We start from the raw sequence: 19021 nt of genomic DNA on the forward strand, positions 1-19021 counted from the left end.
TAAAGTTAGGTGATGGTTTTGCTGGATGCTAACAAGGCACGAGATGCATTAAAAGATATTTTAAATAAGAAGGAATACCAAGTCTACAACAATCAAACAAAGGGCTTTCTGGAAACGTTGTGGGAAAGGGCGAAAGAATGGATAAGCAACAAACTTGAAAACTTGTTTCCTTCTATCGAATCTGCCAGTCGATTATCAGGCCCAATCCTAATTGCCATCATTGTTATCGTTATAATAGGTTTAGCGGTTGTTGCTTTTTTCCTTATCCGTAATAGCAGGAGAAACCGTCTGCATCGGGAGCAAAAACCGCTCAAATCAATACAGGAAATAAATTGGTCGTTTCAGCAGCACTTACAAGAAGCAAAGCGGCAAGAATCATTAGCAGATTACACACTAGCAACCCGTCATTTATTCTTAGCTTTACTGCTTTACTTCCATGAAAAGGGTTGGCTTGAGGCAAGAATGTGGAAAACGAATTGGGATTATTATGAGGAACTTCGGAAAGTCAATAGGGAATGCGCTGATCAATTTTATAACTTTGCATCTTTTTTCGATATGGTAACTTATGGCGAACAAAAGATCGAAAAAGAGGCGTTCCTTCCATTTAAAAATGGAGTTAGAAATTGGCTGCTTAAAGAAGAGCGTCAAGAAGAAGGGAGGGAGGAGACCCTTTGAAAAATAAATATTCTAACAGGAAAACTTGGCTTTGGCTTATATCAGTACTAATCCTTTTTATCCTTATAAGTTACTTTACCTTTTCACCAAAGCCACAGCCCTTTCCAAGATATGTGACAGATTCTCCCTCTCCCACCGGTGTAAAGGCTATTTATACATACTTAAATAAAGAAACGGATGTTGCCATTTGGGGGAAGCCGCCAGAATTGCTGCCCCATACTGCAAAGAATAAGCTCCTTATTATGATCGAACCGTCTATTCAGCTTACTAAAGAGGAAAAGCAAAAATACGTCTCTTTTATGAAAGATGGGAACACGATTTTGTTTTTAAAAGACAATCCTAAAGGGATATTTGACGTTAAAACCGTATCCACTAAGGATGCTGCTCCTACTACTACATTTGAAAATGAAAATAGAGTGGTAAAATCACTAGTGAAAAGTAGTCAACGCCTGAAGCAGAGCGATCAAGACAAAATCCTTTTTCATGATCATTTAGGTCCTATTGCCTTAAAACGTACCTTTGGCAAAGGACAATTGATTGTTGCGGTAACACCTGAATGGATGACAAATCAGAATATCCTAAAGTTAGATAATTTGTCTCAAATTCTACTATTAATTAAGGAAGGAAATTCAAACGCGATTTTATTTGACGAATACATTCATGGCCAATGGAATGACACAGGGTTTATGTCGGCTTTTCCTAAATGGTTATTGCTTATTTTACTTCAAGGTGCAGTAGTAATCATGCTTTGGTTATGGTTGAAAGGAAAGCGATTTGGCCCGATTTTCATGACAAGGGAGGAAACAGTCCGTTTTAGTGATGAAGGAATTCGTGCCTTAACAGCCTGGTATCTTAAGGGAAGCCGCTATCATGATTCGATAATCATTCAAGCTGACTATGTAAAACTCCTTCTCCAAGAACGGTGGGGGATTCCCTACAGCCGGCAATGGGGGGATCTTCCTAATTATTTGGAGCGAAAATGGCAGCAAATACCGACTTGTGAAATTCGGTTATTTATCAATGGATTGACACAAGTTTTAGAAAAAGAAAAAATCAGTAAGCAGGAATACTTGCTTTGGTCAAAAAAGTTAGATCAATTGAGGAAAGAGGTTGAGGCAGGATGAAAACGGAGTTAACATCCTTTTTAGATAAATATGAGGAGAGAATATTAGGACAAAGCTTAAATCTAAGGCTCCTTTTATCTGCAATATTAGCAGGTGGACATGTCTTGCTTGAGGGAGTCCCTGGAACTGGCAAAACCCAAATGGTTCGGACTTTGGCAGGTTTGCTTGGAGGCAGCTTTACCCGTATCCAATTTACCCCCGATTTACTTCCCAGTGATATTACTGGAAGCACGATTTACAATATGAAAGAAAGTACCTTTCAAACCATTAAGGGTCCTATTTTCACAAATATCCTTTTGGCGGATGAAATTAACCGGACACCTGCAAAAACCCAAGCAGCTCTTTTGGAGGCTATGGAGGAAAAGCAAGTAACGATCCAAGGTGAAACTTATCAACTGTCGGAAGTATTTTTTGTCGTGGCCACACAAAATCCAATTGAATTCGAAGGAACGTATCCGCTCCCTGAAGCACAGCAGGATCGCTTTCTGTTTAAGCTTCATATTGATTTCCCTTCTTTTGAAGAAGAGAAGGATGTACTAAAACAAGTCATTGTAAAAAGCTTTGATGAAACATTTATCTCTGCCGTTCTAGATATGGATACGTTTGTATCAATTAGAAGAGAGATTGAGAAAGTAACGGTAAGTGAGAATGTGTTCGATTACATCATGCAAATTGTTCGGAGAACCAGGGAATCAGAATCGATTCGCTTTGGGGCAAGTACAAGAGCAGGAATATCGATTGGAAAAGCGGCTCAAGCCTGGGCCTACCTAAATGGTAGAAATTATGTAACCCCAGATGATGTGAAAATGACGGCCAAACCGGCACTAAGACACCGGATTCAATTATCCCCGCATGTTGAATTGGAGGGAGCAAGTGTTGACCAAATCATTGAAGAGCTTGTGGGCTCGGTTCCTGTTCCAAGATAGAGGGATATTACCGACAAATCGATTATTGCTCCTATTTTTTATTTTTTCCCTTTTCTTAACGCTTGGGTCTTTTTGGGGTGTTTATTCATGGGGATATGTCTTTTTCGTAAATGGATTCGTTTTTTTGGTAAGTCTTGCAGATCTTTTATTTTCACCCAGAAAAAAGCAGCTTTTCTTTAGTCGTTCACGTTCAGAAGAGATGGAAAGAGGGATTAACTATTCTTTCAAAATTAATATAAAGAATGAATCAGTTTATCCTTTTTCTTATCTCCTGATAGATGGACTCCCGCAATCCTTTGAACAGGGATTTCCACTTGTTGGATCAATCCCTAAGGAATCTGCCGCAACGATTTCATATGAAACGATTGCTAAAGAAAGAGGTCAATATGAGATTCAAAAGCTATATTTTCGTTATCGCAGTCTTTTAGGATTGTGGGAAAAGCAGATAACTGTGGATTTAGCCGATTCAATAAAGGTTATTCCTGATTTAACCGAGACTAAGCAATATTTAGAAAATGCCCAGCAATTTTTGCTTCATGAAGGGCTAAAGATTCGCAGAATGCGAAGCGGTGCAGGTGATTTCTCAAAAATAAGAAGCTATGTGGTCGGGGATGATCCGCGAAAAATTAACTGGCGTCAAACGGCAAAACTTCATGAAGTCATGACAAATGAATATGAACCGGAGCATGGCAAGTACATCACGATCTTAATTGATTGCGGAAGAATGATGGGGGCAGAATTAAAGAAGGGAAACCGCTTAGAGAGAACACTTGAGGCGGCAATTACCTGTACGGCGGCCGCCCTTCAAAAGGGAGATTATGTGTCTGTGCTGGCCTTTTCAAATGAAATAAAAGTTTATGTCCCGCCATCGAAAGGGATGGCTCACCTCCAGACTATCCTGCAAGCCATTTACAATTTGAAAGTAGATGCAGCAGAATCCAATTATGCCGCAGTCCTTCAATATTTAGAAATGGTCCAAAAGAAACGAAGTCTGCTCCTGTTATTTAGTGATGTTCGCACCTTTCTCCATGAAGAAAGTGCCCTTATCTATTTAAAGAAGCTTAGACAACGGCATCTGTTTTTAATGATCGGAATTGAGGATCGGTCATTACAACGACGAATAAATGAGGAGCCAATTGATGTTCAGACGGCGATGCTAAAAAGTATAGCTGAGCAGCAAAATCTGATTAAGAAAAGAGAGAAAAATAAATGGGAAAAACAAGGCCTCCAAATGATCGAGGCCCAAGAAGAAAAATTGGCGATAAGGGCCGTTTCCCATTATATTGCCATTATGAATCAAAACCTTTTATAGTTTTAGTTTTCGTAAGTCTTAACTTTCCAATGATTACATAAAGGATTAAGCCAACGACTGTTAAGAAAGCGACTAGGTATTTTGCTTCTAAAGAAATCGCTGCAGGTGTGATAAAGCCCTCAATCACTCCTGCAATAACAAAAAGCGGAATCGTTCCTAACAGAAGCTGGACGGAACGCTTGGCTTGATTCTTTAATTGGTAACCTCTTGAATGCTGCCCTGGGACAAACAGCTTGTAGCCCATTAATAACCCTGCACCGCCAGCAATAAAAATGGCTGTAAGTTCGATCATGCCATGGGGGACAATAAAGGCCCAAAAATCATAGGATTTATCGTGGTGCCAGAATAGGGCAGCAAGCGCTCCAATAAGGATGCCATTATAGACAAGTAAATAAACAGTTAATAACCCAAAGGTGATACCTCCTGCAAAGGCTAATATTGCCACTTTGATGTTATTCGTCATGATACTTGCAGACATCAGGGAGGAATCTTCTGCACCACGGTCGCTGCCAACTTGTTCAGGGTCAACTCCTTGAGCGATATTGGCCGGAATTAGAGAATAAATATGGAGGGGATCATTATAGACCGATATAAAGCTCCCCAATGCACCGATGGTAAACAGTAACATCGCAACCACAACGAATTTCCATTGTTCTAAAAACAGGCCGACAAATTTGGTTCCGAAAAAATATCGAATTTGTTTAAAGCTTGAAACTTGATCCTTGTATAAAAGATTATGGGATTTAGCAACAAGTCCATTTAAATATTGTGTAACTTCATCATTTGGGTAGTAGGTCTGACTGTACGATAAATTCTGGGCAGCTTTTTGGTAAAGTCGATTAAATTGCGTAATATTGTCGCCAGTAATGGTTTTTCTGCTTTTACTTAATGCTGAAATCAGCTGTTCGAGCTGTTTCCAATCTTCTCGATGCATTTTAACAAATTGCTTTAGATTCATTTCGACACCTTCTTGTTTAGTCAGGCTTGGATTTACTATTCCTAATTATAGTAATTTTGTAGAAAAATAGGAACAGAAATAGAAAAAAACATCCTTGTTTTAGGGGGACTTCTTTTGAATCAGGACAAAATGGAAATCAAAACACCTGAATATGTATCACTTCAGTTTCAGCTTTCCGGTTTAGGGAGCCGGGCAGCCGCTTTTTTAATTGATCAATTAATTTTATGGACAATTAATGCCTCAATTATTATTATCTTAGTAATTATCATGAACAATGAAACATTTCTACCGATATTTTTCGCAGAGAATACGATTCCAATTGCCATCATGATTATTGCTTTGTTTATCATTAATTGGGGGTATTTCTTTACCTTTGAGTTTTTTTCAGGAGGAAGGACGATAGGGAAAAAATTATTAGGGATAAGAGTTATTCAGGAAAATGGGCATAGCATTACCCTGCTCTCAAGCTTTATCCGAAATTTAATGCGAATCATTGATTCATTGCCAACTGCTTATTTCCTTGGCATAATTATGGTATTTTTCCATTCTAAGCATAAAAGACTTGGTGATCTCGTTGCGGGCACGATTGTTGTCCACGAGCGCAAGGCGAAACGGAAAAAGAAACTTACACCAATAGAAAAAGAAATTGCAAAAAGAGGTTTATCCAAAAATGATCTTTCCATTGACGAATGGGCGTTAAAATCATTCAGTGTGAAGGATTGGAAGCTCGTAAGTACATACGTCAGCCGTTTTCAACAATTACCTGAATCGGAGAGGAATCCATTAACGAAGCAGATTTCCGGTATTTTGCTGCCGAAAATAGGTTTTGACGTGGAAGAGAAGGCTGAGGGTGAATTAGAAAACATTCTCCTGGTCCTATATTTAATCCTTAGAGACGAATGGGAATTTGAAGTTTAACATATACTTCCTTTATGAAATTTTTCCATAAAGGAGTATAACTATGCATTGGTATGAAAAATTGAATCAATACTTTCCGGTTGAAGAAATGAAATCAAAAGAACATATGGAAACCCTGCTAAAAGAGCGTTCCGATATTTACCATAAGGATGAGGGACCCAATCATGTATTAATGTACGCTGAACTAGACAATTTTGTTTTTATCGATTACCTCTTTGTATCAAAAAATGCCCGCGGCCAGGGACTTGGTCATAAATTGATGGAAAAAATGAAACAAAAGGGGAAACCGATTATTCTTGAAGTAGAGCCAGTTAACTACGAAGACAGTGATACTGAAAAGCGGCTGCATTATTATAAACGGGAAGGTTTCGAGCATGCCCATTCAATCGGGTATAGAAGGCGGTCGCTGGCAACCAATGAGATCAATGCAATGGAAATCCTCTATTGGGCACCTAAAAATGAATCTGAAGAGATGATTTTTGAAGCTATGAAAAAAACATATGATTTGATTCACACATATAAGGATCAATATTTTTATGGTGAGTCTTATCAGCCTGTTGAAGAGGTTCTGACCTTTAAAGAAGATTCTCAGAATGAAAATATATTAGATAATTTGGAATAGATTTCGTAAAAAAACTGCCTTTTTAAAGGCAGTTTTTTTAAATGTTTTTTGGAGCTTTCTTCCGCCTTTGAATAACTTATCCAGAAAATGACAACTTAAAAGAATCGAAAAGCCTGGTTTAACTAACCAGGCTTTCCAACTTAATATGGGAATTGTGTAGAGTAATTGCTAAATTGCTGATAAGCTTGGTCAACTTTTTGCTGATCCTCTGCTTCAAGCTTATACAAGCCATTTTGAAACATTAATAAATACAGCTCCCGACAGCTTTGGTGTGTTTCGTTTAGAATTTGAAGTAAATCAGCATGCAGTTTATCATGGCTAGCCTCACGTACAGCAGTGTTTAAGCTGTCAGTTAAATATTTGCAAGTGCTGAGCCCATCATTTATGAAGTCACGGTCGTTCATCTCAGGGCCTTTTACTTTCGGTAATTGTCCGGTTTGCGGATTGGCAATTTGATTTTGGTTTTGCGGTTGCTGACTTTGCATTTGTTGATTTGGCATTTGTTGATTTTGCATTCACTGAACCTCCATAGTTTTTAGTTCGGATACCATCACTGCTGCTGTGTTTTAGGCAGGCTGGCTAATATCGAATTGTTATCGACCTGTAGATGAGTTAGTAAACGTTGATAATGATTTTGATGCATTTGTCCGGCTTTATCCAATGCTTGCTTAAATTTGGGATCTGTTGCATTTTGTGCTAAAAAATGAAATTTCTTAAACGCTAAAAGCTCCCAGGATAAAGCATCCTTTATATAAGATAAATCTTTTGTGGTGATTGCAGGCGGTGGATTGGGAATAGGTACTTGATTTGTCTGCATAGTAAAACTCCTTTCAAATTTGATTTAAGTATTGTTTAGCGACGAAATAGTCTATACATAATGTGTTACCGGCAAGAAAGTTTATACATAATAATGTGAAAGTCTTTTTGCTTGAGACGATTTTTAGTTTTGTTTGACAATATACCCTTAAGGGTAACGAATATGGGAAAAATCAAACCTGATGAAGCAATACAACGCGAGATGGAAATTGGACCAAACCGTTGTGCGGTGCGTTAATCTAGATTTGTTGGATTCTTTATTTAGGGAATGTTAGGAATAGTCGGTGCTAATATAAATTACCCGATGTAGTATAAGAAATAGGGAGGAACAATCATGGTTAAAATTACACATGCTGCAATCGTAAAAATTACAAATGAAGTAAAAGATGTTATTGACGAAGGGAAAAAGCCGCTAATCCGTTTAGCCATGGGAATTGGCTGAGGGGGCCCACAGCTTCGTCTGACTCTGGAGGAGTCAGCTTTAGGTAATGATGAAATCATAGAGCAAGATGGAATTCAATTTTTAGTCAATGAAAGAGATAAGGTCTATTTTGATAATGCTAAAATTGACTATATTAACTCGGTATTCGGTGGCGGGCAATTTAAAGTGCTTCGGGTTTAATTAGTCACAGTGATTCATACCAAAAATGAGTGTCAAATTGTATATCAATTTGACACTCATTTTTTTTGTGGTGGAATAGTTGATTCAATCAAGATTTCCTTTTAATAATTCTTTGGCAATTGATAAATGATACGAATTCCTATCCGATTGAAATGGTAGGAAGTTTTCTGATAGAAAACTTTATTTCATATAAACAAAAAAATCCGTTGACATTCCATAATTATGTTTGGTATTTTATAAGAGAACAAAAGTTCATATAGGAAAACTTTAAAGACAAACATTTTTGCCTATTTATCTCGAATTAATAATAAATGGTTTCGAGATTTATAAATAAAACTATAAAAGAGGAGAGAACAACAATGAAATTAAAAAACGAAGTAGGAGCACTTATTTTAAGAGTGACATTAGGTGCATTATTTTTAATTCATGGGATTGTAAAGTATCAGGGGGGAATTGAAAATATCGTAGGTTGGTTCAGTAGTATTGGTTTGCCTGGATTTATGGCATATGCTGTAGGATTGCTTGAAATTATTGGGGGCATCTCTTTAATCATTGGATTGGGAACAAGAATTGTTTCTGCTTTATTTTCTTTCCTAATGATTGGGGCAATCCTAAAGGTAAAACTTTCAGTTGGACTATTAGGAAATGGACAAATGGCAGGATATGAATTAGATTTAGGATTCTTGGCAATGGCAGTTTTTCTAGTAATCAGCGGCAGCAGGTTATTATCAATCGATCAATTAGTTACTAAAAAGGATTCAACTGAATTAAGAAAAGCCGCTTAAGAATAAATGAAAATAGAGCCAATCGACAATGGTCGATTGGCTTTTTTATATGCTTTTGGAGTGACAATCAGGAATTGAATATGGATCTAAGATTAGTATTGTAAATTTTTTATAAACTTAAAAATTAGTAAATTAAGTCATTCATTCACATTGCTTTAATAATAGATTAACAATTCTGATTTATATTTAAGTAGTCAGAAAAATTAAAATTTAATGAGAAATTTTATTAATATTTAATTTTGTGGAGCGAGAGAAGTGGTGTAGTTAGCTCTTCTTTTTCTCAAGTATTCATTTCAGGTATTAAATAAGGTTAATTTAAAGGAGGAAATTTAAAATGAAAGCTCGATTCAAGAAAAAGGCGATACCTTTAATCACAACGACAGTTCTCGCTACAACTGCTCTTTCAACCCAAACTTTATTCAATCAGAATGGGAATCAAAAAGCAGAAGCACAATCGTTGACAAACGAAGAAGTGAAAAAGAACGGTGCTACATGGCTTGCCGGTGATCATCATATACATAGTGAGTGGAGTGTTGGCTGGGACAACTCAACAAATCCACCAACTCCTATCCGTGGCGGAGATGCCATTTACCCAACACAAAAAAATGCGGAAAATGCAAGGAAATACGGTCTCGATTGGATGGTTACAACAGACCATGGAGGTCCTAACCATTCAAAAGTGAATTTAGAACAGGCATACCCTGAATTATTGAAATCTCGTCAAGCAGTTCCTGAAGTTCTTCAGTTCTACGGAATGGAGTTCGATACGCCTGCTGCTGATCACAGTTCAATTATTATTCCAAAAGGTGATAATGAATCGCAAACACTATATGATATTGAAAGTAAGTTTAATTCACGAGAGCCTTTTCCGAATGATGGTAGCAGAAATACTGAGTCTAACATGATTGCTGCACTAAATTATATGAAGCAAATGGACGAACTCCCAATTCAAATTGCTCATCACCCTTCACGTTCTGCAACAGGTGATAGTAAATGGGTTCAAGATACTCCACAGGAATTCCGTAACTGGAATGATACGGCACCAAATATCTCCATTGGTATGGAAGGCGCTCCAGGACACCAAGTAGCATCTATCAATCCAGATGGCTCACTTGATCCTAAAGGATCCCGCGGCTCGTATGGAAACGTAAATGCTCCGACAATGGGCGGTTTTGATCAAATGACTGCTAAAGCAGGGGGGTTATGGGATTCTATGCTAGGTGAGGGAAGGCACTGGTGGATTACAGCTACATCAGTCCATGGATTTTCACCTTTAGGATCTGCTAATGGTTCCAATTGATCTGTGTTCGTACCACGTAACCGGATATAACTGTCTTTATCCACATCTTTTAATGTATAAGAAATCGTGATATATTCACCATCTTTTTTCCAATCACTTTCTGTGAAACGCTTCACGACTTTTGTTGTAGGATTTGTTGTAGTTGAACGGTCATCCACTTTTCCATTTACTTCACCCATAATTAAGTACCTTTGGTTCTACTCAAACCCAATTTTTATCAAGTCTAGTAAATAATTAGGAATAAACGGAATCTGGACGAGGGGATTAAATACTCCTCGTCTTTCCATTACCATGGTTGAGAAAAAAACTAGAAATGGACGTGGGTATAATGAAAAAGTTATGGTTCCCTATATTGCTCATATTACTTTCATTTAGTTCTCTACTACCTTCTTCGGCTTCTGCCCATACCAATAACAGTGAAGGATTTTCTACAATTAAAGTCAATGAGAAAACGTTGGATTACGAGTTGAAACTTGATTTAGAAGAACTTGGCCATGCACTTAATAAGGCAACCGATCAAAAGGAAGTCATTGACCATAAGGTTTTGCAGCAATATATTAATTCCCATATAAAGCTTTATGCAGACAGTAAATTGATTAAAGGCAGCGTGGATAAAACGGATATAGAAATGATTAAGGATCGACCGTTTGCTATCATTGACTTGGCCTATAAAATTGAACATAAACCAGATAAACTAACGGTCGAGTATAATATGTTTATGGATGATTCCGACCCAAGCCATGCGAATTTCGCAACCATTAAAATGGGTGGGAAACAACAGTAAAAAATCCTTTCATTTGAATCAAGGGAATTAGAAATTGGTGATATAAGTTTCTTGCAGAACGCTAAACAATTTTTAGTGCTTGGCTTAAAGCATATTTTTACAGGTTATGACCATATTCTTTTCGTCATCAATTTGCTTTTTGGGGCAAAAACGATTCGTCATATACTTTCCTTAGTTACAGCCTTTACTATTGCACATAGTATCACATTGGCACTGGCCACTTTTGATATTGTTCAACTGCCAAGTAGCTTTGTAGAGTCGGCTATTGCTTTAAGCATTATTTACGTTGCACTTATTAATATTTTTAACAAGGATTCAAAACATCAACCATGGCTTGCTTTTGGTTTTGCAGGAATCTTATCGGAAATGAGATTAGACACGAGCCATATGGCTGCATCCCTAGTATCATTTAATGTAGGTATTGAAATCGGTCAAATATTAATTGTTTCGGTAGCATTTCCGCTCATTTTGTGGATTAAGAAATTAACCTTAACACCTATTAAATGGGTCATCCCAGGCACTTCAGTAGTCATTTTAGCATTTGGACTGATCTGGTTTATACAAAGAGCTTTTAAATTGGATTTACTGATTCCTTGAAAAATTATTATTTATTAAAACAATAAAAGCCATTTGTGAATTTTTTAATTTCACAAATGGCTTCCTCTTAGAACAATCCTGCTTCTCTTGCAGCAGCAATACTATTTCTAGCAAAATCTTCCGCAGACATGCCAACATTCTCCCAATGAATATACATTAATCGTGGATTTTCAAACAGCCAATGGTTATGAAAGGCTGTTACGATAAGGCCTCTTTTCCGTAATGCTGCAATAAATCGATTAAGTTCTCTTTGGAGAACAACCGATTCACCAAGATTTAGACCATTATTTTCAAAGGATAACATAAACGGAAGTGCAAGCGGAGAACGCGTGCGGCGACCTAAAATCGTTGCTTTAATATCTCGCAGACGCATCACAGTACACACAGGTGCAGCTGAAATAACCTCGCCGCCGATAATATCTGCCAATCGTTGGCATGTTGAAGCAGTTATAACCCTTACATCACCACGAGAAGTACTTGTCATTCGTTTGCTCGATTGATGCCCCGTAAGATTTGAACTAGATTCAGATTCCAAATCCATCTGATTACTGACTCTTCTGGTTGAATGATGCCCAGTTGTTCTGGAGCTGGATTCAAATACTGTGTCCATCTGATTTCTATCAGATGAGCTTTCATCGAAATCGCGATTAAAAAATCCGAACCAATTTTCAAAAACGTCTCTTCTTTCCATTAAAATCACCTCCTTGTCCTAATCTAATAAGCCACTATTTTAGAAAAAACCTGCCTCTTTTGCAGCTTCAAAACTATTTATAGCGAACTCAAACGGATCTCCAACGTTCTCCCAATGCATATACATTAACCGTGGTTCTTCAAAAAGCCAGTGGTTATGGAAAGCAGTTACTATAAGGCCTCTTCTTTGTAATGCATCCATCAAAGCATTAGCTTCTCTTTGAAGGAGTACAGTTTCCCCGAGGTTAAGGGTTCTTCCTCTTACATTGTTTTCAAAGGAAAGTGCAAATGGAAGGGCTAATGGGGATTGAGTGCGGCGGCCTAAAATTGTAGCATTAATATTTCGCAGTCGCTGAACCACACATGCTGGCGTTGACGCGATGACCATACCTCCAATAATATCGGCTAATTGTTGGCATGTTGAAGTACTGATGCCTGCAACAGAATTTCGGTTACCATTTCTTTGTGCAGGACGCCATACTGAACTTGAGCCCATTTCATTATTGAAATTAGTTCTTCCCAATTTTATCACCTCCTTGTCCAACCAATCTCACTTAACAGTTTATTCAGAGATTTTGGACAAGAATGGACTAGTGACAGGGGGAAAATATCTATTTAAAAATAATATTTGAAACCTATTAAACTGTTTTAAAGTATTGAGCTTTAATAGGGCATAAAATCAGATTGAAAAAAAGTAAATTTTACACTACAATTTGTAATGGAAGGGTGGTCGTTAAATGACAATTAATAATTTTCGTTTTGACCAAGAAGGACTAAATCGCTTTTTCGGTCCACTCGAGGCCAAAATCATGAACATTCTTTGGAACGCCAATGAGATGAGTATAAAAGAAGTCCAGCATCAATTAGAAAACGAGAAGCCTATAAATTTTAATACAGTTATGACTGTAATGAATCGTCTTGTTGATAAAAACATCCTTACAAAAAGATTGGAGAGAAGAACGTCTCTCTTTAAACCTTTAAAATCCAAAGAAGATTTTATTAACCACCAATCAAAGAAGCTAACGGAAAATCTTTTAGATGAATTTGGGGGACTAGTCGTCAATCATATGTTGGATTCTTTAAAAGATGTTGATGATCATTTATTGCAAAAACTCGAGTATAAACTGCAACAATTAAAAAAGGACAGAAAATGAAATGGCCTGGAAACATAAATCAATTGCAGTATTAGGATTAGCCCTTTTCTTTGCCATCATTTTGTTTGTCCAAATGGTAATGTACTTGATAAATATCCTATTTGGACCAATAGAGCTGTTTAATATTTTTAATTTTTGCGTAAGTTTATTTGAAAGAGGAACGTTTGCCTATTATGCAATATTGTTAATGGTAAACTTCTACATTTTTTATTCCGTAATCATTATTGGTAAAAAGGTTGTTAATCAAATCATTATTTTAAGGTCATTTCGTAAAAAATTGCTACAACATATTAATAATGATAAATCTAAACATTTGAACCAAATGTTTAATAGAATAAAGGAAGACATTGTTGTTATTGAAAATAATGAGTTATTGGCCTTTACTTTTGGTTTTTGTAAACCAATAATAGTGCTTTCTAATACATTAATCGAAATGTTAGATTCGAAGGAATTAGAAGCAGTAATATATCACGAAACTTCACATCAGAAATATTTTGATGGTATTAAAGTATTTATTTTACAAATAATTTCTGAAGTGATGTGGTATATCCCTCTTACAAAATGGTCGTATCAGAATTATAGGATTTTAATTGAACTGGCTGCAGATGAATTTGCGATTAATCGAATGGGTTCTGAACTTGGTTTGGGAAGTGCGCTATTAAAGCTAATCAAGAAGAAATTGAACATTAATTCAAATCCTACTACATCACTTGTCCATTTTGCCGATGAAACAGTCGATTACAGGCTTAAACAACTGATTGATCCTCAACAAACCATCCCTGTTAAAGTTGACACAGGTTCGATTATTATTTCATTAAATGTTTTTATATTAATCTTATTTATCTTAGTTATTGCATAAGTAAGGGTTGGAGCCAAATCCAATCCTTTCTTAATTTAAAGGGTATCTTTTAAGGATTAATAATTCTTGACCATTCATCACTGCTTACACTACAATGAGTAGTGTGTTAAGAAAGTTATTTTCTTATATCGGGAAATACTCTTTTAATTTACACTACACATCGTAGTGTTCAGTGGATTTTCTACAAGAAAAGATGTAAAAGAAAGGAGCAGCAAAATTGAAAAAAACAGAAGTTGGGGTATTTATATTAAGAGTATTCTTAGGATTATCATTCTTTATCCATGGTGTTTCAAAGTTTCAAAGTGGTATAAGCAATACCGCAAGCTGGTTTGACAGTATTGGACTACCAGGCTTTATGGCGTACGCAGTAGCCATTATTGAATTAATTGGCGGACTGTTGTTAATAATCGGATTTGGTACTCGATACATAGCAGTGCTCTTTTTATTCATCATGATCGGAGCCATAATTAAAGTAAAATTTGCAGCAGGCTTTATGGGAAATGGACAGGGAGCAGGGTATGAATTAGAACTTGCTTTTGCAGTAATGGCAGGCTTTTTATTCCTGAATTCTAATTCGACTCTTTCTCTAGATTCAAAATTGTTTGCTAAAAATCAACAATGAGATGTTGAATTCATTGAGAGATTACAATACTAAGAAAGAGGGGAAATAGATGGCTTCAGTTAACAAAAAAACAATACAATCGAAAAAACAATCAAAATTTATTTTCTGGGTGATTGGTTTAATAGCCGTATGTCTCTTCGGTTTAATATTTTTATCAAATACTGCAAAACAAGAAGCAATGGACTACGAAGGACAGCCAGTTTTAGGTGAAAGTTCTGCCCCTGTTAAGATAGTTGAATTTGGTGATTACAAATGTCCCTATTGTAAAAATTTTAATGATTCGCTTTTTCCGAATATCCAAAAGGATTTTATCGATACTGGAAAGGCTTCGTTTTATTTTATGAATTATTCGTTTATCAATGTTGATTCTACTCGGTCTGCAAAATTTGCGGAAGCAGTATTTAAAGAATTAGGAAACGAAAAGTTCTGGGAGTTCCATGAGCTATTATATAAAAAACAACCAGATGATTCTAAAGCAGAGCAAATGGATATTTATACAGAATCTTTCCTAAAGGAAATATTAAGTGAAATTGCCTCTGATGCAGAAGTGAAAAAAGTGGTCAGCACCTATAATAATGGGCAAACAAAAGAGGCATGGGAAAAAGATATGAACGCTGCTAATAAGTTAAGTATTACTAGTACCCCTACCATTTTTATTAATGGTGTAAAATTTGAAGGGAATACCTATGATGATTTCAAGGAAAGAGTAAACGAAGCAGCAAAAGAATAATTTTGTAATACAGCAAAACCTTACCGTTATGGTAAGGTTTTTTTGTAGTATGAATATAAAAATTCCCTATATACAAATAATAAAAAGGTACATTTTAACTTTGGAGGGAAAAAGTTTTATGAGAAAATTATTGTTGATGGGATTGATTTTGTTATTTCCTCTAAATAGCTGGAACCACTAGTGCATACGCTAAACCGCAGGTAAAATGCATTAGCCAATCTGAGGTAAAGTTCGAAAATAAATTCAGGAGGCTTTGGATTGATCATGTATTGTGGACAAGTAATTATATTACAAGTGCAACAACAGCTGGAGCGGAGGATCAAAAACAGGTACTGACTAGGCTTTTGAAAAATCAGGAGGATATTGGTAATGCTGTAAAGCCAGTATACGGAGAGAAAGCTGGGAACAAACTTACGGCTTTGCTTAAGGAGCATATTGTTCTTGCGGGAAAGATTGTAGATGCTGCTAAAAGTGGAAATAAAGCCTTGGTGAATCAGTTAAACAAAGAATGGTATAGAAATGCTGATGATATTGCAGCTTTCCTTAGCAGTGCCAATCCCCATTTAAAAAATGAAAATCTAAAAAAATTGTTATATATGCATCTGAAATTTGTGACAAATGATTTATCTGCAAGCTTAGCAAAGGATTGGAACGCAAGAATAGTTTCAATTGACGGTGGGGTCTCAGGATATAATTCTAATGGCAGATACTATTTCTGTGGGAGTCGTAAAGCAGTTTCCAGGTAAATTTAAAAAATAATCTTAAGAATCTCCAGCATTCTGTTGGAGATTCTTTCATTTTGAGGGGTAAATTGCGGTTCCGGTAAATAGGTAAATTGATGATTGCTGCTGAGGTCTTTTTTTATTATGGCGTCGCTATATTGACAGGACCGAGTCCTAATAGTCATTTCCTCCTAATTTTTTCAAAAAACAGAAAAAACAAAGGAACTTAAAAGTTTTTAGCGAATTAAATAAGGAAAAATGATTCCAATTCGAATCAACCTTGAATTTTGATTCTAAATGTAATCGACCTTTTCGAATTCACATAACTATTCCATCAGGGGGACCATGAAATGAAAACGAGGCATCCAAATGCTGATATTTTCCTATCAGAGATCACGAAACTTGATAGTGTTACAAAGGACGATATTGAAACCATATTAGTATCGATTTTTCAGTCCAGTTATGATGGCATTTACGTGGCAGATAAACATGGAGTGGGCATAATGGTAAATGCTGCGTATTCAAGAACTACGGGAGTAAAAAGTGAAGAATTACTTGGAAAGAACATGAAGACCGTTGTGAAAGAGGGGATTGTGTCTGAATCAGTCACGGTGAAAGTTTTAGAAAAGAAAACACCCCAAACGATTATTCAATCGGTGAGAGGAAAGGAATTATTGGTTACTGGAAGTCCGGTATTTGATAGAAATGGTGAAATCATTTACGTTGTCACAAATGTAAGGGATATTTCGGAATTAAACGCCATAAAAACCGAACTCTATCAATCCAAAAAAATGACCGAAACCTATATGAATGAAATTGAAGAATTACGAAAAAGGGAATTAATACATATGCATCTTGATGGGGTTGTCGCGCAAAGCCAGGAAATCATGAAGGTTTTCCATCTTGCCAGAAAGGTGGCAAAGGTGGATTCCGGGGTTCTGATATTAGGTGAATCCGGTGTCGGGAAAGAAGTGATTGTCAATTACATGCACCAAGAAAGCGACCGCGCGGCCAAACCGTTGATAAAAGTAAATTGTGGCGCGATCCCAAGTCATTTGCTGGAATCTGAATTGTTTGGCTACGAAAAAGGAGCTTTTACAGGGGCTAACAGTCAGGGGAAGAAAGGTCTATTTGAGCTGGCAAACGGGGGAACAATTTTTTTGGATGAGATTGGCGACATGCCCATCGATCTCCAGGTGAAGCTATTAAGGGTCCTGCAGGAATTTGAAATCATGCGTGTCGGCGGTACAAAAAGCATCAAAATTGATGTCCGAGTCATTTCAGCCACTCATATGAATTTGGAGGAAATGGTCGATAAGAATGACTTTAGAAGGGACCTTTATTACAGGCTCAATATTGTTCCGATCAAAGTTCCTCCATTGAGGGAAAGGAAGGTTGATATCGTCCCTCTTGCGTTCTACTTTTTAAATAAAACCAATAAAAAAACGCATTTAAATAAACGGTTTCATCCTGAAATCCTTCAATTTTTTGAAGGGTATCAATGGCCAGGGAATATAAGAGAACTTGAAAATTTTATCGAAAGGCTGGCTGTGACGACGGACCAGGATGAAATATCCATTAAGGATTTACCTCCCTATATGCTCCCAAGCAGGGATTCTAAAAAATCTGAAGGCGGAAAGCTGAAAGAAACCCTGGCAAATGTGGAACGAAAAATCATTAAAGAGCAAATGGAGGTATCGAAGACAACACGACGTGCCGCAGAGGCATTAGGTATCAGTCAATCAGCCCTCGTAAAAAAAATGCAAAAGCTGGGTTTAACCATGTGATGAAAAAAGGAATCAGATTATTAAAAAGCCGGCAGTCATTCGCTGGCTTTTTTTATTAGAATAATTTCAGATTTTACTTAAATAAAAAGAGAAATATATCTACTTTTGTATAAAAATGTCGAAAAATTACATATTTTCTATTTTTATTGAAAATTGGCACGCTTTTTGCAAATAGAAAATATGAATGCATTTTTCAGTATTTCAAAAATAGCGTTAGCAAAGATTGGAAGGTGGAAAAGGGTATGAACATACCAACATTTGATCTCAAAGGAAAAGTGGCGCTCGTCACAGGAGGAAGTAAAGGCATCGGTTATGGAATGGCAGAGGCATTAGGGCATTATGGTGCTGCACTTGTCATTTCCAGCCGTGGGACAGCGGAAGGGGAAAACGCTGTTTTACAATTAAAGGAAAAGAATATTGATGCCACTTATATTCCATGCGATGTGACAAAAAAAGACCAGGTAGAACAATTGGTTACTCAAATTGTCGAGAAATTCGGCTCGCTTGATATTTTAGTCAACAATGCCGGAATGAATATCCGCAAACCGCTGGTAGAAGTAGAAGAAAGTGATTGGGATACTGTTTTTAATGTCAATCTCAAAGGACTTTTTCTAGTAGGGCAAGCTTGTGCGAAGCAGATGATTAAACAAAACTATGGAAAAATCATTAACATTTCATCGATTCTTGGAACGGTCGGTATGCAGTTTCAAACTTCCTATGCTGCAAGTAAAGGAGGCATTAACCAATTAACAAAGGTTTGGGCGGAAGAATTAGCTCCTCATAACATTACGGTTAACTCCATTGGACCAGGTTATATCATCACTCCAATGACGAAGGAATGGCTTTCTGATCCGGAAAGGTCGGAAAAAATCATTAGTTCTACCATGATTAAACGAATCGGAGAAACCTCTGACCTTGTTGGACCAGTCGTTTTCTTTGCTTCTGATACTTCAAAATATGTAACGGGCCAGGTACTGCATGTTGATGGCGGCTATACAGCACGATAATGCAAATGATT

22 protein-coding genes and 1 pseudogene are annotated in these 19021 nt (G+C 36.8%); 18 read left to right on the plus strand and 5 right to left on the minus strand.

The features are described 5' to 3' along the window. Positions 1-18: 18 nt before the first annotated feature. Genes ACIFOT_RS06565 through ACIFOT_RS06580 form a run of 4 tightly spaced genes read left to right on the plus strand, consistent with a single transcriptional unit; the run spans position 19 to position 4037 of the window. Positions 19-675 carry a DUF4129 domain-containing protein gene (locus tag ACIFOT_RS06565; protein ID WP_430063281.1) on the plus strand — a complete coding sequence of 219 codons (657 nt, stop codon included), beginning with the start codon at positions 19-21 and terminating at the stop codon, positions 673-675. Next, positions 672-1799, plus strand: a complete 1128-nt coding sequence (locus ACIFOT_RS06570; RefSeq protein WP_430063282.1) for a DUF4350 domain-containing protein — start codon at positions 672-674, stop codon at positions 1797-1799. The genes ACIFOT_RS06565 and ACIFOT_RS06570 overlap by 4 nt, the downstream gene beginning before the upstream one ends. Further along, positions 1796-2725, plus strand: a complete 930-nt coding sequence (locus ACIFOT_RS06575; protein ID WP_430063284.1) for an AAA family ATPase — start codon at positions 1796-1798, stop codon at positions 2723-2725. Before ACIFOT_RS06570 ends, ACIFOT_RS06575 begins: the two co-directional genes overlap by 4 nt. Beyond that, positions 2676-4037 carry a DUF58 domain-containing protein gene (locus ACIFOT_RS06580; RefSeq protein WP_430063285.1) on the plus strand — a complete coding sequence of 454 codons (1362 nt, stop codon included), beginning with the start codon at positions 2676-2678 and terminating at the stop codon, positions 4035-4037. Before ACIFOT_RS06575 ends, ACIFOT_RS06580 begins: the two co-directional genes overlap by 50 nt. On the opposite strand, the gene ACIFOT_RS06585 is transcribed toward ACIFOT_RS06580, so the two are convergent. Continuing rightward, on the minus strand, positions 4015-4995 hold the full coding sequence (locus tag ACIFOT_RS06585) for a stage II sporulation protein M (protein ID WP_430063286.1): 981 nt from the start codon (positions 4993-4995) through the stop codon (positions 4015-4017). The two genes, ACIFOT_RS06580 and ACIFOT_RS06585, sit on opposite strands and share 23 nt — an antisense overlap. Before the next feature lie 114 nt (positions 4996-5109). Here ACIFOT_RS06585 and ACIFOT_RS06590 point away from each other — a divergent pair, with 114 nt between their 5' ends. Together ACIFOT_RS06590 and ACIFOT_RS06595 are read left to right on the plus strand one after the other, a co-directional pair. Then, entirely contained in the window at positions 5110-5913 is an 804-nt protein-coding gene (locus tag ACIFOT_RS06590) for an RDD family protein (protein ID WP_430063288.1), read from the plus strand. 43 nt (positions 5914-5956) lie between these two features. Then, positions 5957-6535 carry a GNAT family N-acetyltransferase gene (locus ACIFOT_RS06595; protein WP_430063290.1) on the plus strand — a complete coding sequence of 193 codons (579 nt, stop codon included), beginning with the start codon at positions 5957-5959 and terminating at the stop codon, positions 6533-6535. Positions 6536-6675: 140 nt separating this feature from the next. Here ACIFOT_RS06595 and ACIFOT_RS06600 read toward each other — a convergent pair whose 3' ends face one another. Continuing rightward, positions 6676-7050, minus strand: a complete 375-nt coding sequence (locus ACIFOT_RS06600) for a spore coat protein (RefSeq protein ID WP_430063292.1) — start codon at positions 7048-7050, stop codon at positions 6676-6678. 35 nt (positions 7051-7085) lie between these two features. After that, positions 7086-7352 carry a ferritin-like domain-containing protein gene (locus ACIFOT_RS06605; RefSeq protein WP_430063294.1) on the minus strand — a complete coding sequence of 89 codons (267 nt, stop codon included), beginning with the start codon at positions 7350-7352 and terminating at the stop codon, positions 7086-7088. 147 nt (positions 7353-7499) lie between these two features. On the opposite strand from ACIFOT_RS06605, the pseudogene ACIFOT_RS06610 reads away from it, so the two are divergent. The 5 genes and pseudogenes from ACIFOT_RS06610 to ACIFOT_RS06630 all read left to right on the plus strand — a co-directional run. Next, positions 7500-7589, plus strand: a pseudogene (locus tag ACIFOT_RS06610) (hypothetical protein); the annotation flags it as partial. Between the two features lie 743 nt (positions 7590-8332). Continuing rightward, positions 8333-8758 carry a DoxX family protein gene (locus ACIFOT_RS06615; RefSeq protein ID WP_430063296.1) on the plus strand — a complete coding sequence of 142 codons (426 nt, stop codon included), beginning with the start codon at positions 8333-8335 and terminating at the stop codon, positions 8756-8758. Positions 8759-9092: 334 nt separating this feature from the next. Next, positions 9093-10058 (plus strand): hypothetical protein, encoded by a 966-nt coding sequence (locus ACIFOT_RS06620; RefSeq protein ID WP_430063298.1) that lies wholly within the window; start codon positions 9093-9095, stop codon positions 10056-10058. 328 nt (positions 10059-10386) lie between these two features. Next, positions 10387-10842, plus strand: coding sequence for a hypothetical protein (locus ACIFOT_RS06625; RefSeq protein WP_430063300.1), 456 nt, complete (start codon positions 10387-10389; stop codon positions 10840-10842). A gap of 51 nt (positions 10843-10893) precedes the next feature. Beyond that, a complete protein-coding gene (locus ACIFOT_RS06630; RefSeq protein ID WP_430063302.1) occupies positions 10894-11439 on the plus strand; it encodes a HupE/UreJ family protein in 546 nt (181 codons plus the stop codon). 67 nt (positions 11440-11506) lie between these two features. Here ACIFOT_RS06630 and ACIFOT_RS06635 read toward each other — a convergent pair whose 3' ends face one another. Next, positions 11507-12130 (minus strand): DUF1259 domain-containing protein, encoded by a 624-nt coding sequence (locus ACIFOT_RS06635; protein ID WP_430063303.1) that lies wholly within the window; start codon positions 12128-12130, stop codon positions 11507-11509. A 39-nt stretch (positions 12131-12169) separates the two neighbouring features. Next, positions 12170-12652 carry a DUF1259 domain-containing protein gene (locus ACIFOT_RS06640; protein WP_430063305.1) on the minus strand — a complete coding sequence of 161 codons (483 nt, stop codon included), beginning with the start codon at positions 12650-12652 and terminating at the stop codon, positions 12170-12172. A 214-nt stretch (positions 12653-12866) separates the two neighbouring features. On the opposite strand from ACIFOT_RS06640, the gene ACIFOT_RS06645 reads away from it, so the two are divergent. From ACIFOT_RS06645 to ACIFOT_RS06675, 7 genes are all read left to right on the plus strand, one after another. Further along, a complete protein-coding gene (locus ACIFOT_RS06645) occupies positions 12867-13283 on the plus strand; it encodes a BlaI/MecI/CopY family transcriptional regulator (RefSeq protein WP_430063307.1) in 417 nt (138 codons plus the stop codon). Position 13284: 1 nt separating this feature from the next. Continuing rightward, positions 13285-14142 (plus strand): M56 family metallopeptidase, encoded by an 858-nt coding sequence (locus tag ACIFOT_RS06650; protein WP_430063309.1) that lies wholly within the window; start codon positions 13285-13287, stop codon positions 14140-14142. 217 nt (positions 14143-14359) lie between these two features. Beyond that, positions 14360-14764: a DoxX family protein gene (locus ACIFOT_RS06655; RefSeq protein ID WP_430063311.1), complete on the plus strand. Its 405-nt coding sequence runs from the start codon at positions 14360-14362 to the stop codon at positions 14762-14764. 49 nt (positions 14765-14813) lie between these two features. Then, positions 14814-15494, plus strand: coding sequence for a DsbA family protein (locus ACIFOT_RS06660; protein WP_430063313.1), 681 nt, complete (start codon positions 14814-14816; stop codon positions 15492-15494). Between the two features lie 269 nt (positions 15495-15763). Continuing rightward, positions 15764-16240 (plus strand): glycosyltransferase, encoded by a 477-nt coding sequence (locus ACIFOT_RS06665; RefSeq protein ID WP_430063315.1) that lies wholly within the window; start codon positions 15764-15766, stop codon positions 16238-16240. 326 nt (positions 16241-16566) lie between these two features. Next, a complete protein-coding gene (locus ACIFOT_RS06670) occupies positions 16567-18003 on the plus strand; it encodes a sigma-54 interaction domain-containing protein (protein ID WP_430063317.1) in 1437 nt (478 codons plus the stop codon). Positions 18004-18245: 242 nt separating this feature from the next. Then, complete coding sequence (locus ACIFOT_RS06675) at positions 18246-19010, plus strand: SDR family NAD(P)-dependent oxidoreductase (protein WP_430063318.1); 765 nt, start codon at positions 18246-18248, stop codon at positions 19008-19010. The last annotated feature ends 11 nt before the right edge of the window (positions 19011-19021 follow it).

This window comes from Neobacillus sp. NRS-1170 (assembly GCF_050468025.1).

What these genes read in the sequence shown, in the direction of transcription:
- ACIFOT_RS06645 (WP_430063307.1), top strand. Translation starts at nt 12,867, where the DNA reads ATGACAATTAATAATTTTCGTTTTGACCAAGAAGGACTAAATCGCTTT.
- ACIFOT_RS06675 (WP_430063318.1), top strand. Translation starts at nt 18,246, where the DNA reads ATGAACATACCAACATTTGATCTCAAAGGAAAAGTGGCGCTCGTCACA.
- ACIFOT_RS06615 (WP_430063296.1), top strand. Translation starts at nt 8,333, where the DNA reads ATGAAATTAAAAAACGAAGTAGGAGCACTTATTTTAAGAGTGACATTA.
- ACIFOT_RS06575 (WP_430063284.1), top strand. Translation starts at nt 1,796, where the DNA reads ATGAAAACGGAGTTAACATCCTTTTTAGATAAATATGAGGAGAGAATA.
- ACIFOT_RS06600 (WP_430063292.1), bottom strand. Translation starts at nt 7,050, where the DNA reads ATGCAAAATCAACAAATGCCAAATCAACAAATGCAAAGTCAGCAACCG.
- ACIFOT_RS06585 (WP_430063286.1), bottom strand. Translation starts at nt 4,995, where the DNA reads ATGAATCTAAAGCAATTTGTTAAAATGCATCGAGAAGATTGGAAACAG.
- ACIFOT_RS06670 (WP_430063317.1), top strand. Translation starts at nt 16,567, where the DNA reads ATGAAAACGAGGCATCCAAATGCTGATATTTTCCTATCAGAGATCACG.
- ACIFOT_RS06650 (WP_430063309.1), top strand. Translation starts at nt 13,285, where the DNA reads ATGGCCTGGAAACATAAATCAATTGCAGTATTAGGATTAGCCCTTTTC.
- ACIFOT_RS06625 (WP_430063300.1), top strand. Translation starts at nt 10,387, where the DNA reads ATGAAAAAGTTATGGTTCCCTATATTGCTCATATTACTTTCATTTAGT.
- ACIFOT_RS06660 (WP_430063313.1), top strand. Translation starts at nt 14,814, where the DNA reads ATGGCTTCAGTTAACAAAAAAACAATACAATCGAAAAAACAATCAAAA.
- ACIFOT_RS06605 (WP_430063294.1), bottom strand. Translation starts at nt 7,352, where the DNA reads ATGCAGACAAATCAAGTACCTATTCCCAATCCACCGCCTGCAATCACC.
- ACIFOT_RS06620 (WP_430063298.1), top strand. Translation starts at nt 9,093, where the DNA reads ATGAAAGCTCGATTCAAGAAAAAGGCGATACCTTTAATCACAACGACA.
- ACIFOT_RS06635 (WP_430063303.1), bottom strand. Translation starts at nt 12,130, where the DNA reads ATGGAAAGAAGAGACGTTTTTGAAAATTGGTTCGGATTTTTTAATCGC.
- ACIFOT_RS06595 (WP_430063290.1), top strand. Translation starts at nt 5,957, where the DNA reads ATGCATTGGTATGAAAAATTGAATCAATACTTTCCGGTTGAAGAAATG.